Annotated in this window: 6 protein-coding genes; 3 read left to right on the top strand and 3 right to left on the bottom strand. The window is 70.6% G+C overall.

The window, feature by feature from the left end; translation table 11 throughout:
• The first annotated feature begins 15 nt into the window (after positions 1–15).
• The 3 genes from HKD39_RS04865 (at position 16) to HKD39_RS04855 (ending at position 3,415) form a co-directional block, all read left to right on the top strand.
• Positions 16–990, top strand: a complete 975-nt coding sequence (locus tag HKD39_RS04865) for an alpha/beta hydrolase (RefSeq protein ID WP_171198686.1) — start codon at positions 16–18, stop codon at positions 988–990.
• Positions 991–1,031: 41 nt separating this feature from the next.
• On the top strand, positions 1,032–1,463 hold the full coding sequence (locus HKD39_RS04860) for a hypothetical protein (RefSeq protein WP_171198685.1): 432 nt from the start codon (positions 1,032–1,034) through the stop codon (positions 1,461–1,463).
• A 104-nt stretch (positions 1,464–1,567) separates the two neighbouring features.
• On the top strand, positions 1,568–3,415 hold the full coding sequence (locus HKD39_RS04855) for a DUF222 domain-containing protein (RefSeq protein WP_171198684.1): 1,848 nt from the start codon (positions 1,568–1,570) through the stop codon (positions 3,413–3,415).
• A gap of 222 nt (positions 3,416–3,637) precedes the next feature.
• Here the strand turns inward: HKD39_RS04855 and recD are convergent, their stop codons facing one another.
• Genes recD through recC form a run of 3 tightly spaced genes read right to left on the bottom strand, consistent with a single transcriptional unit; the run spans position 3,638 to position 13,208 of the window.
• Entirely contained in the window at positions 3,638–5,854 is a 2,217-nt protein-coding gene (gene recD / locus HKD39_RS04850; protein ID WP_171198683.1) for an exodeoxyribonuclease V subunit alpha, read from the bottom strand.
• A complete protein-coding gene (locus HKD39_RS04845; protein WP_171198971.1) occupies positions 5,854–9,435 on the bottom strand; it encodes a UvrD-helicase domain-containing protein in 3,582 nt (1,193 codons plus the stop codon). The genes recD and HKD39_RS04845 overlap by 1 nt, the downstream gene beginning before the upstream one ends.
• 23 nt (positions 9,436–9,458) lie before the next feature.
• Positions 9,459–13,208, bottom strand: coding sequence for an exodeoxyribonuclease V subunit gamma (recC, locus tag HKD39_RS04840; RefSeq protein WP_171198682.1), 3,750 nt, complete (start codon positions 13,206–13,208; stop codon positions 9,459–9,461).
• Between the last annotated feature and the right edge of the window lie 53 nt (positions 13,209–13,261).

The raw sequence follows: 13,261 nt of genomic DNA, 5'->3' as shown, positions 1-13,261 counted from the left end.
GGCCACCATGGGCCGATGAGCGCCAAGCCGGAGAGCTTCGTCATCGACACCCCCGACGGCACCCAGCTGCACGTGAACCGCTGGCTGCCGGACGGCAAACCCAAGGCGGTGGTGCAGATTGCGCACGGCATGGCCGAACACTCCGGCAGGTATCAGCGCTTCGCCGACCGGCTCACCGGCACGGGTTACGCGGTGTACGCCAGCGACCATCGCGGGCACGGCAAGACCGCGCAATCGCAGGCGGACAAGGGGTACTTCACCGACCGGGACGGATTCGCGACGGTGGTGGCTGACCTTGGCCTGGTGGGTGAGCGAGCCCGCGCCGACCACCCCGGCCTGCCGTTCATTCTGTTCGGCCACAGCATGGGGTCGTTTCTGAGCCGCGGCTACGCCATCGCCAACGGCGACAAACTCGACGCGTTGGTGCTTTCCGGTACCGCCGCTTCGCCGGGATTGTTGGGCAAGGTGGGCCGATTCATCGCGAGCGTGCAGGCCCGGCTGCGCGGCCGCCGCCACCCGAGCAAGTTGATGAACGCTCTCTCGTTCGGCCAATACAACAAGGCATTCAAACCCAACCGCACCGAGTTCGACTGGCTCACGCGTGACCCTGCCGAGGTCGACGCCTACATCGCCGACCCCGACGCCGGTGGCATCTTCACCGCCGGCTTCTACGCCGATCTGCTCGGCGGGCTGGCCGCGGTGAACGACGATGCTCAGGTGGCGAAGATTCCGAAAAGCCTGCCCATCTACGTGGTTTCGGGTTCGCTCGACCCGGTCGGTGGCAACTCCAAGGGTGTGCGGCAGGTAGCTGACCAGCTGGCGCGCGCCGGCGTCAGGGACGTTTCGCTGAAGCTCTGGCCGGGCGGTCGGCACGAGATGCTCAACGAGACCAATCGCGACGAAGTGATGGACGACCTGGTGCGGTGGATGGATGAGCACCTTCCTGCAGAGTCCGGAGCCGACCGCGACGAGCCGCCGGCGCGCGGCTAACGCCCGACCAGCTGGCGACGGCCGCGGGCGTGGTGGTGTTGATGCTGGCGATCCACCGGTCGGCGGTGGTGATTGCGGCGATCGTGTTTCTCTTTGGGGTGGCGGCATTCTCGATCTCCGCTGCGCTGAGCGGCAGGGTGTTCGCGTTGGCCGGCGATGCGCCGACGCTGGCATCCGGCGTCAACATCTCGATGCTGAACCTCGGCAACGCGATCGGGCCGGCCGTCGCCGGCGCGCTGATCACCGCGCAGCCGGAGCACTACCCGCTCGCACCGCTGTGCTCCCTCGCCTTTCTCGGGCTGGCTTTGGCCGGGGTCGCGGCGGCGGCACTGTTGGAGCGTTCGCGACTGTCGGAGCGTCCGCGGTCGCGGAATCAGTGGCGCCGGACAGGGCGACATCTTCCGGACGCTGAGCGCGTGGTTGAACTCGGCTTCCGATGCGTGGACCGAGTCACCCCAAGGTGGACCAAGTGACCTCAGCAGGCGTCCACGTCGTGCCGACCGCTGCTCGAACATTGATTCGAAAAAGTTCGGATTGGCTGTTGCGTAGTGCCGAACGGGCGTACTAGTATTGATAGATGAGCACAGTCGTCAGTGGTGACGGGCCGGCCGGGTCGGCCGATCCGCTGCGCCGGTTGTGCGAAGAGGTCATCGTGGCACTCGACTCCGGCGACGCTGTCCGCGATGCGGCGGCGGGCATCGACCGCATCGCAGCGTTGGAACAACTGTGCGGCGCCGCCGCAGGGATGATCGCGGCCCAGTCGCTCGCGTTCGAACGCGCGGAACGGGCTCGGCAACGGGCCGCCGGCGTGCGCCCGCGCGAGGTAGGGCGCGGCGCCGCCGAGCAGATCGGCTTTGCCCGGCGCATGTCACCCGCCGGAAGCGCTCGTCAACTCGGTGTCGCCCGATCACTGTCGACGCGCTGGCCGATACTGTTCGCCCAACTGCGCGCGGGACGGGTGTCGTGGACGCAATGCCAGATCGTCTGCCGCGAGTCGCGCCACCTCGACGACGATCAGGCGCGGCTGCTCGACACCGGCATGTCGGAACGGGTGTGCGGCTGGAGCCCAGCCGACACCGAACGGGCCGTCCGCAAGGCGGTGTACACCATCGACCCACACGGCTCGATCGACAAGCGCGCCCACGCCGAGTCCGAACGCCGGGTCACCCTGCGTCCCCTGCCCGACGCGATGGCCATGGTGTCCGCCCTACTCCCGGTCGAACAGGGCGTCGCGATCTACACCACGCTCACCAACGCCGCCAAGAACACCAAAACGATCGGCGACCAGCGCACCCTCGACCAACTCCGCGCCGACGCGCTGATTCACCGACTGAGCCCAGCCGACCCGCACTCAGCTGATCCGCGCTCAGCTGATCCGCGCGGCGCTGCACCGCCGGCAACAAACGCGTTAGGCGCAGAATCTGCCGACCCCGCAACGCATCCGGTGCCGTCATCGCCTTCCGACCCAACAACCCCGGATACGGAAAGCGCCGGCCTGGTGCCCCACCCGGCGCCCCCACCGATCCTGGTGAACATGACGATCTCTGCGGACACGTTGCTGGCCAACAGCAACGAGCCCGCGATACTGGCCGGCTACGGCCCGATCCCCGCCGAGCTCGGCCGTGCGCTGGCCGCGGGTGAACCGCTCACCCGGCCCGAACCAGCACCGCCAGATCCGCTCAGCGAGGTAGCACCACCACATCGGACAGCCGACCCAATCCCCAAGTCAGCCCTGCCCGGCGAGCCCGCTTTGCCAGGCTGGTCGGGCGAGCCGAGCCCGTCATCAGAGCTGCTCTGCGAACAACGCTCAACTGCCGGCCGCGCGCTTGGCGACAGCGCTGACCCGGTATCCGATGGTGGCCTGATCGTCAGCGGCCGCCTGCGGGGCAGTCCCGCCGAGCCTGCTGGCCGGCTCCCAGATCAGGCCGCCGCACACCGCAACACCACCAGCGAAGACCCCGACAAACACCACAACACCACCAGCAATGAGGCCGCCGAACACCACAACACCATCGATGAGGCCAACAAGGCCACCCTCGCCCCAGCGCGTCGGCCAAACCGAGCCGTCCTCAATCCGAAACGCGCAAGGGTCTGGCTGCAACGACTGCTGGTCCACCCCGTCACCGGGATACCCACCAACATCGACCCACGCCGACGCGAGTTCACCGGGTGCTGCGGCAACTGCTGCTGGCACGCGACCCGCACTGCACCCAACCGTTCTGCAGCGCACCGACCCGGCACGCCGACCACATCAGGCCATACGCGGTCGGCGGCGACACCACACTGCCCAACGGCCAAGGCCTATGCGCCTCCGGCAACTACGCCAAGGAGATCCCCGGCTGGAAACTCCGCACCACCGGCGACTCATTCACCATCACCACACCCACCGGACACCGCTACCGCACCAACCGAAGCGACCCACTAGGACTGCCAGCCATCACCACACCGATCTAAGCCCGCACCGCCAACGTCGACGAAACACCAACAGCATCAAGGACTGCCCGAGTTCGCAGGTTCGATCAACTCGGCAAGCACTGCTGGCCCCGACCGGCGCTGCCGGCGACCTACCCTCCCTCACCCCACCGTCACCAACGTCATGACCCGCAACAGCTAGCGCCCGACGAGCGCTGCCGGCACGTTGTCGCGGTCAGCGCGAACGCAGGCCGGAGGCGCGCAGCACCGGCCGGGAGATCGCGGCCCTGACCGCCGATTCGGTGCCGATGATGCGCACCTGTTTGCTGGCGCGCGTGGCCGCGGTGTAGAGCAGCTCCCGGGTGAGCAGCGGAGAAGCGCTGGGCGGCAAGATGATCGTCACCGCGCGGAACTGGCTGCCCTGACTCTTGTGCACCGTCATGGCGTACACCTGTTGCACGCCCCCGAGCCGGCCGGGGCGCACCAGCGTCGGTGCCTGCGGGTCGCCGAAAGCGGCGAGCACCGAGCCGGGGCGGGCATCCGGCGCCGGGTCGACGATCACCACGCCGGTGTCGCCGTTGTACAGCTCGAGGTCGCGGTCGTTCTCGGTGATCATCAGCGGCCGGCCCGGCACCCACAGCCCGCGGCCGGCGTGCTCGGCCACCTGACCGGGGAGCGGGCGCTTGCGCAGATCATCGCTGATCCACCCGGACACCGTCGCTGCCCAGTAGCCGGCGCCGAACGGCCCGGCGCGGTGGGCGCACAGCAGCCGGTGCTGGTCCATGGCGTGCAGTGCCTGCGCGGCGTCACCGGCCAGCGCCGCGGCGGCGATGTCCCGGGCGGCGCCGACAGCCTGCTCCCGCAAGCCGGCCAGCGCTGGGCTGTCCCGGACCGCCTCGGCCGCAACGAATTCCACCGTCGACTCCGGCCCCTGCCGATCGGGTGGCGTTGCCAGCAGGTCGAGTGCGCGGTCGGCGTCGCCGGTGCGGACCGCATCGGCCAGCTCGGCGATGGCACCGCCGAACCGGAACCGATGCACCAGCCTGGTGACGCCGCCGGCGAGCTCGGCGCGCGCGGTGGCATCCAGCGCGGCCACGTCCTCGGGCACCAGCTGTTGCACGAAACTCAGTGCGGCAGGCACGTTCTCGTCGGGTGCGGTCGCCGGTTGCGGCGACGCCGGGGGGTGCGCCCGATCCGGTCTGGCGGCGCGCGCCACGATGTCGCCGAGCACCGCCCCGGCCTCCACCGACGCCAGCTGGTCAGGGTCGCCGACCAGCACCAGGTGCGCGTCCGGACGCAGCGCCTCCAGCAGTCGAGCCATCATGGTGAGGGACACCATCGAGGTCTCGTCCACCACCACGACGTCGTGCGGCAGTCGATGGTGCCGGTCCTGCCAGAAGCGCATGCTGGAGCCGGGTTTCCAGCCCAACAGCCGGTGCAGGGTCGCGGCGCTGAGGGCGCCCAGCCGGTCGCGGTCGGCGGCCGGGAACCGCTCCACCTGTTCGCGCACGGCCTGGCCCAGCCGGGCCGCCGCCTTCCCGGTCGGCGCGGCCAACGCCACTTTCGGTGGCCGCGCCGCCCCGGCCGCCAGCGCCGCCAGCAGCTGGGCGACGGTGGTGGTCTTGCCGGTACCGGGGCCGCCCGCGATCACCGAGAGTCGACGACCTGCCGCCATCGCGGCGGCGATCCGCTGCCGGCTGCTGTGCGCCCCGTCGATCAGCCGGTCGATGGCCGCGGCCAGCACCTCGACGTCGGTACCGGCGCGGACCGCGATCGCCGAGCGTTCGTCCAGTTCGCCGGCGACCTGGCGTTCTTGCCGCCAGTACCTGTCCAGGTACAGCAATCCACCGTCGTAGCGCAGTGGTGTTGCGGTGCCTGGCATCTCATGGACGGCGGAGGATGACGCCGCCGTGCCGCCGGGCAGCGCCGGGTCGCCGGGCAGCGCCGGGTCGCCGGGCAGCGCCGTGTCGTCGGGCAGAGACTGGTCGGCCACCAAGGGGCTGGCCAGGCACGCCGCGATCCAGTCAGCGGGTTCCGGCCAGTCCAACGCCGCCTTGGCCGCCAACCGTGCCAGCTCCTCGTCCTCAGCGATGCGTGCAGGGTCGGTGGTGGTGGTGGGTTCGCCGCTGGCGTCGGCCGCCCCGGCCGCGTCGCTCACGGCGCCAAGCACGCTGTCTCTGACGGTGCGCAGGTCGAGGCACACCGAACCGGTGCGGACCGCGCGGACGGTGAGTGCCACCGCCAGCAGCACCCGCGGATCGCGTTCTCCGCCAAGCGATCCGAGTTGGCGGGCGACGTGCAGATCGGCCGCCGACAGCACCTCTGCTTTATTGAAGTCGGCGAGCAGACCGGTGAAGGCCTTGGCCTGATCGCGTCCGTCCGGGTCGACCAGGTCCCTGGCAGCCTCGCCGGGCCGATCGGCGGCTGCCGCCGCCGTGCTGTGCGCCGTCATCACGGTTCCCTCCCGGCGAGAATGTCGGAGGTCAGCAGCACCAGCTCGGCGGGCGGCTGCCAGCTGAACACGCCGCAGGGAATGCCGCCGACCGCGGGGGTGTCCGGTCCGCTCATCCCGCGGACGAACAGGTACAGCACTCCCCCCAAGTGGGTCTGTGGCCGGTAGCCGGGGATCCGCCAGCGCAGATAACGGTGCAGCGCCACCTGGTACAGCAGCGCCTGCAACGGGTAGTGGCTGCCCATCATCGCCTGGGCCATCGCCTCCGGCCGGTAGTCCCAGGCGCTGAGCGGCTGCACATAGTCGCCGAGCCGGTTGGTCTTGTAGTCCACCACCAGGTAGCGCTCGGCCGCGTCGGCGGGCTCCCGGCCGGCCGTCGCCGCCGCCGGCGCGTCCGGTAGCCGAAACACCGCGTCGATGCTGCCGGTGAGGTACCCGCGGAGCTGCTGTTCGGCGATCACGTTGTCCCGCAACAGCTGTGGGTACTCGGCCAGCGGATCGCCGCCGGGCAGGGTGGCAGCCAACGCGTCGGCGATGGCGCCGAGCGTGCTGGCGCTGACGCCATCGTCGGCCACGTCGCCGCCCGCCAGCGGCAGCTCGAACTCCAGCTCGGCGAGCCGGTCGGCCGGTGCGAAGTCGGCAAGGGTGCGTCCGGCGGCCAGCGGGCCGAGCGGGGTCGCGAACACCGCGGTGAGCGCCGCCGTCAACAACTGCGGATCAAGGTCGGGCTGATCTCCTTGCCAGGCAAGGGCTTTGTCGACGTGGCTGCGCACCTCGGCAGCCAGGTCGGTGCTGGCGGTGTCCAGGTACTCGAGAATCTCGTGCACAACGGTGCCGAACCCGGTGCCGCCCGGCAGGTCGCGCATCGGGGAGAGCACCGCCTTCAGCTGTGCCGCGACCGGATCGGCCTCGGCCGGGTCGGCGGTACCCCCGGGCGCCGCGGCAGCGTTGCCGGTTAGCGTCACCGTGCCCAGCGGCACCGCCGCCAGCGGTTCGTCCTGCACCCCAGCGGATTCCGGCTCGCTGGTCGAGGCGATAATGCCGGAACCGGCAACCGCGGCGACTGCCTCGGCCCCATCGGCAGCGTCGTCGCCGGCGCCGGAGTTGCCGGCAAGGGCGGCAACGGCGAGCAGTTCGTCGTGCGCGTCCTTGGTGAGCCGCGAGTACGAGGTGCGGTGGAAGGTCCTGTCCAGGTCTCTGGTGAAGCTGCGGGCGGCGAGCTCCGCGTTGCTCTCGACGGCCGGGACGTAGCGGGCCGAACGACGCGGCTCGGCGGGTTCGACGGACAATCCGGCGGTGCCGGCGGACAGCTCGGCGAACCGTTCGGAAACCGCGTCGTCACTGCCGATCTCAATCTTGTTGGGCAGTGCGGTGGCCGTCCGATCCGGTGCCAGCAGCAACCGGGACAGCGGCGCGTACCTGCTGTTGTGGGTGGGCGCCCACCACAGCACCAGCAGGCTGCGGGCCCGGGTGAACGCCACGTACATCACCCGAAGGTCTTCACCGAGATCCTCGGCCAGGTGCGTTTCGCGTCTGTCGCGGTAGCCGGAGCCGTCCGGGCCGCCGACATCGAGCAGCTGTTGGCCAGCGGAATCGTGCAGCCGCAACGGGTCCGGTGTGTCTTGCACGTGCTTGTCCCAGGCGAACGGCACGAACACCGCCCCGAATTCGAGGCCCTTGCTGCGGTGCACGGTGATCACCTGTACGGCGGCGTGTTCGGCGGCCAGCCTGCGGCTGAGCTCGTCCGTTGCCTCGCGGCTGGTGGCCTGCTCGATACGGCGGCGCAGCCGTTCGGTGATGGCGGCCGCGCCGAGATGCTCCTGCCTGGCCTGGGCGTGCAGCGCGTCGGCGACGTGCCGCAGATCGGTGAGCAACCGTTCGCCGTCGTCACGGGCCAGCAGCCGCGCGGCCAGATCACCTTGCACCGTAACGGTTTCCAGCAGTTCGGCCATGCCGCCGGCGGCGAACCGACGGGCCCAGTCGCGAATCTGATCGCCCAGCTCCCCCAGTTCGGCGTCGTCGGCCGTGGCCAGCCGCTCCGGCGTCCAGCCCACGAAAGGGGTGAGCGCTGCGGCCCTGGCCAGCCCGCTCCGGTTCGGAGACTCCAGCGCGGTCAGCAGGGTGAGCCACTGCTGGGCCGCATCGGTGGCGAACACGCTGGAGGTGGCCGTCAGGACAACGGGAACGCCGACCTTGCGCAACGCATCCCGCACCATGGTGCCCTGCTTGTTGGTGTGCACCAACACCGCGATGTCTGACGGCGACAGCGGGCGCCGCGCAGGGCCGTCGGCGCCCTGCTCGGTGATGGTGGCGCCGGACTGCAGCAGCTGCACAACCTCGACCGCGAGGTCAGCCACCACCGCGGCGCGCGCCTCACCCGTTGCCGCCAGGCCCGAGGAGGTCTGTGGAACCTGGTGCCTGCGCAGCTGCCGCAGCCGGATGACGGCGGGTTCGCCCGGTACCGAGATCCGCTGCTGTTGGTGGTGCGCCTGTACGCCACGAACAGTGATCCTGTTGTCGCCCAGCGCTTTCCCACCCCACAGCGAGTCGAGCGCGTCGACCAGCGGTCGGTCGCTGCGCCAGTTGGTGCCGAGGGTGGCGTGCCGGTCGGCGGCCTGGGAGGCCGCCAGGTAGGTGAATACGTCGGCGCCGCGGAAAGCGTAGATCGCCTGCTTGGGGTCTCCGATCAGCACCAGCGTGCAAGCGCCGTGGAAGGCGGCCCGCAGGATCTCCCACTGCACCGGGTCGGTGTCCTGGAACTCGTCGATCAGCACTACTCGGTACGCCGATTGCAGGCTCTGCCGGGCGATCTCGCCGGTGGTGGGGTCGGTGAGCGCCTGGGCCAGCCGTAGCTGCAGATCGTCGAAGTCGAGCACCCCGGCCCGGCGCTTGCGCAGGTCGAAGGCCTCGCGGACGGCGCGGGCGAAGGCGACGCGGTGGCCGGCCTCCGACCGCGGGTCGGCGTCCACCGGCTGCAGCACCGCTCGCGGCAAACCCACTGCGTCGACGGCGATTCGCTGTGCGTCGTCAAGGCTGAGCGGCGGTGCCTGCTCGTCCGCATAGCGGGCGAGGTAGACGTCCCGCGCCACCTGGTTCAACAGCTCCAGCCCACCCTCGGCCAGCGCGGCGCCCGGCTCGGTGTCGGCGGCGATCCCGAGGCGGCCGAGCATCCGTTGGCAGAACGAATGGGTGGTGGCGATGGTGGCTTCGTCGAATGAGGCAAGCGCCCCGGCCAGCCGGGCCCGCCGGAGCTCGATCTGGTCGGCCTCGCCGGCCAGCAGCGCCACCACCGGGTCGGAGCTGGTGGCTGCGGCCCGCGGATGCGCCAGCGCCTGCTCCACCTCGGCGATACGGGCCCGCACCCGGTCGCGCAGTTCCTGGCTGGCCATCCGGCCGAATGTCACCAGCATCATGTCGGGCAGGCTGGCCATCCCTTCGGCCAGGTAGCGCACCGTCAGCGAGGCGATGGTGTACGTCTTGCCGGTGCCGGCGCTGGCCTCCAGCACCGTTGTGGTGCGGTCGGCCGGCAACGGGTCGGTGACGGAGAAGGTTTCGGACAGCACATCCTGGCGCTGCGACATACCTTGCGGGTTCGACCGGGGCATCAGCTCAGCTCCTCGGCGTCCAGCAGCGGCCGGTAGCTGCGCACCGCGGCGTCGCCGACCAACAGGGGTTCGGCATCGCTCGAGTCGTCGGCGTTGGCGGCGTTAGTCGTGTTGGCGGCGTTGGTGAGGGTGGACGGGCCGAGCTGCTGAACGATCTCCGACCACGGACGTGACCCCCAGATCCGTTGGTGGGCAGCCTGTCCAGCGCCGTCGAAGTCATCCTTCCAGATCTGGTTGATCCGCTCGCAGACGCGTTCCACCGACATCTGTCGCAGCCGTCGCAACCGGGCGTATTCGCTGCCTACCTGCGGAGTCAGCGGCAGCGGCCCGCGCAACCCGCGGTCGCGGATGCCTACCAGCTCGCCGAGCAGTTCCCTTGCCCGTTCGCCGGGCGGTGCGGTGAGCTCTGCGGCGGCGGATCCGGCGCCACGGCCACCAACGGTGACGGCCCGCCATTGCCGTTGTCCCGCACCGACATCGGTCGGATCGGATGATGCGGCCGCGGCGAGCAAGGTGATCCACGACCGCATCCTGCTGCGGGCGGACAGCTTGGAGAAGGATTCGGAGAGCAGCGTGCCGGTGGTGGCGGTGGTGATCACCGGCCCGACGGTACCGATCAACAGCCGTCCGTCCGGCAAGCGCACCGAGATGTCTTGCTGGGCAGCCGAAAGACCGCTGGTCTGACCGCGCAGCCGTTCCGCATGCTCAGCGATGGCGGCGGCGGTGCGGCTGACCCGTTGCAGCACCTGTGCGCCGGCGGCGCCCGGCGGCAGGGACCCTCTGCGGTACTCGGCCTGTTGCAGCTGAACCAGCGGGATGCCCTCGCGCAGCCCGCGCAGGAAGCGGTCGCCGATCTGCCACCGCTGCAGACCGTCGACGGCAACGGCAAGCTCGTCGTCGACGTCGGGGTCATCGAAGCCGCCGGTGATGCCGAGCCGGTCCCGCAGCAGCGCCTTCACCGGATGGTCGAAGAACCGCACCAGGTCGGCCAACTCCAGCGGCGCCGGCGGTGCCGGCGGCAGCAGACCGCTTGTCAGCACAGCGATGTCGCCGCCGCCGTCCAGCTGTTCGGCAGGCTCGGAGGTGCCGTCGGGGTTTGATCGGGTGCCGCCGGGCTCGGTATGGGCGGGTTGGGCACCGGCAGGTTGGGCACCGGCAGATTGGGCACCGGCAGGTTGGGCACCGGCAGATTGGGCACCGGCAGGTTGGGTACCGGCTGGTTGGGTGCCGGCTGGTTGGGTACGGCGGGCCACGGCCCGCGCCCCGGCCAACGCGGCACGGTCGAAGCTGAACGGCTGCGGTGATCCAAGAGCGTCCGCAAGAAAGTTGCGGGAATCGAAGGGCTGCAAGGGATGTCGGACGACGACCTGATCGGTTGCCGGACGCCCGTCGGCACCGACCGCGGTGCGGTCGACCACATCGAGGATCTCGCCGAGGGCGGCGGCCGGCGGACGAATGGCGCCGGTGCGCTCGTCGGCACCGGAGTAGAGCAGCACCAGGTGTTCGGTGGCGGCGTCGATGGCGTCCAGCAGCAGTTGCCGATCTTCACTGCTGCGGTCCCGTTCGCCGACCACCGGGTCGACCGCGAGCACGTCGTCGCCGTCGATCTGGTTGGCGCGCGGGAACTCTCCGTCGTCCAGACCCAGCAGGCACACCACCCGGTGCGGCACCGACCGCATCGGCACCATCGAGCAGATGGTGAGTTCTCCGGTGCGGAAGTTGGCTCGGGTGGGGCGCCCGCGCAGGGTGTCGGCGAGCATCGCCCTGACATCACTGAGCCGGAGTTCAGGGTCGGCGCCACCGGGCACGGCATGGGCCTCCGCCGCGGTGTCGGTGAGCAGCTGCAACGCCTGCTCCAGCTGCCAGCCGTCGGCATCCGGCACCTTGGCCAGCCCACGCAGCGCTGTTCCCAAGCTGGATACCCAGTGCCGCAACGGATGCGCGCCGGTGAGCTGCCGAGCCGCCAATGCCAGCCGGTCCACCAGCTCGGCGAGCCGTCCGGCCAGGTCGATGTCGGAGGACTCAACGTCGTCTAGCGGCGCCGCCAGCCCGAGATACTCGGAGTTCTCGTCAGACATGGTGACGCCCAACAGGATCCGGTCCAACCCGGCCCGCCAGGTGTTCTGCCGCAGCTGCCCGAGACCGTACGACTCGCGCCCGGTGGCGTTCAAGCCCCACCGCACGCCGGACTCCACCACCCAGTCCCTGAGCCGGTCGAGCGCATCAGCGTCGAAACCGAACCGCCTGCTCACCGGGCCGAGCGCGGCGAAGTCGAGCACTTCGGAGGCCGTCATCCTGGAATCGGCCAGCTCCAGCAACCGATCCAGCACGTCCAGCACCGGGTTGGTCTGGCGCAGCGCCCGGTCGGCCAGCCGCACCCTGATGCCAGTGCCTGGATGGCTCGGCCGCTGCTCTGCGCCGGCGGCGGTCAGGTCGTCGGCGGTGCCAACACCGAACGCCGCAAGTACCAGTGGCGCATAGCTTTCAATGTCTGGGCACATCACCACGATGTCGCGGGGCTGCAGCGTCGGATCGTCGGCGAGCAACCCGACCAGCACATCCCTGAGCACCTCGACCTGCCTGGCCTTGCCGTGGCAGGCGTGCACCTGGATGCTGCGGTCGTCGGGATCGAGAATGCGGCGCGGGTCGGCTTCGGTTCCCACCGGTGCACCGGGCGGGGCGGTGTCGGCCGCGATGTCCGCCTGCAGCGCGCCGAGCAACCCAGGACCAGGCGCCGATGCGACAGCGGTGTCGGCGGCCGGTGCGCCGATCACGGCCAGCCGTTGCTGGAACTCCCTGCTGTCGCGGCCGAGTGAACGCAGCAGCGGATGCCGCGGCTCGCCGGCCAGCGGATCGTCCGAGCGCCTGGGCAGTTGCTCCGTCAACCGCGGTTGCCAGCGCTGCCAGCCGGCCGGCGAGGGCTGCGGGATCCACAGGTGAACGTCGCGGTGGGCGGCCAGTGCCGCCAGCACGGTGAGCTCGGCGGTGGACATCCGGGTAGCCCCGAAGATGGACAGCCGCTGCGGCAGCTCGACGGCCCGCGGGTCGGAGCGCAGCCGCTCGTCCACCTGCTGCAGCCGCTCGGCCGGTGACGGCAGCGGCATGCTCTCACGTACCCGGCGGAGCAGCTCCGCCTGCCATTGCCGTTGCGGCGCAAGGGGTTTTCCGGCCCCGTCGGTGTTGTTGCCGGCCGCCCAGTCGATCAGTAGCTGCGGCCGGTCGGTGGCATAGGCATCCAGCAGCGCGGCGGTGCGCTGGGCGACGGCGAACCGGCGGCCGCGACGCAGTTGGCCGAGCAGCTCCGCGTTGCCGGCAACTGGGCCGGTCGGTTTGCCGGAGGGGCCGCTGGTCGTCTGTGGTTGTGCCACTGCGCCGGCCCCCAGATGCACGGCCAGCGGCGAGGTCGGGTCGTCTGCGACGATCCGGTCGATCTCCGCCAGCACATGCCAGACCAGCGCGGCGGGCCGCCACGGGTCGGCGTCCGGCTCCACCCCGCTGACCCTGCTGATCACCCCGCGCACCAACGACGACGGCGAGGAGAAGTCGACGTTGGCGCACACCCCGTCGCCGACCGCGGGATCGGTGCCCAGCCGGTGCGACAGTCGCTGCGCCAACCAGCGCTCGATGCCGCGGGCAGGCACGGCCACGATCTCCGTCACCATCGGGTCGGGCAGCGGGTCGGCCAGCAACTCCCCCAAGGCACGCACCAGCGCATCGCTGCGCTGCGCGCGATGAAGGTAGACCGGCACGACCATGCAGCCTACGGGCGGCCTCCGACACGCAGCCCAACCGCCGAAAGTAC

It is taken from the genome of Nakamurella aerolata, from assembly GCF_013002705.1.
GTDB classification, from domain to species: Bacteria; Actinomycetota; Actinomycetes; order Mycobacteriales; family Nakamurellaceae; genus Nakamurella; species Nakamurella aerolata.
This window is presented reverse-complemented; position numbering and strand designations above follow the sequence as displayed.

What these genes read in the sequence shown, in the direction of transcription:
- HKD39_RS04865 (WP_171198686.1), top strand. Translation starts at nt 16, where the DNA reads ATGAGCGCCAAGCCGGAGAGCTTCGTCATCGACACCCCCGACGGCACC.
- HKD39_RS04860 (WP_171198685.1), top strand. Translation starts at nt 1,032, where the DNA reads ATGCTGGCGATCCACCGGTCGGCGGTGGTGATTGCGGCGATCGTGTTT.
- HKD39_RS04855 (WP_171198684.1), top strand. Translation starts at nt 1,568, where the DNA reads ATGAGCACAGTCGTCAGTGGTGACGGGCCGGCCGGGTCGGCCGATCCG.
- recD (WP_171198683.1), bottom strand. Translation starts at nt 5,854, where the DNA reads ATGACGGCGCACAGCACGGCGGCGGCAGCCGCCGATCGGCCCGGCGAG.
- HKD39_RS04845 (WP_171198971.1), bottom strand. Translation starts at nt 9,435, where the DNA reads ATGTCGCAGCGCCAGGATGTGCTGTCCGAAACCTTCTCCGTCACCGAC.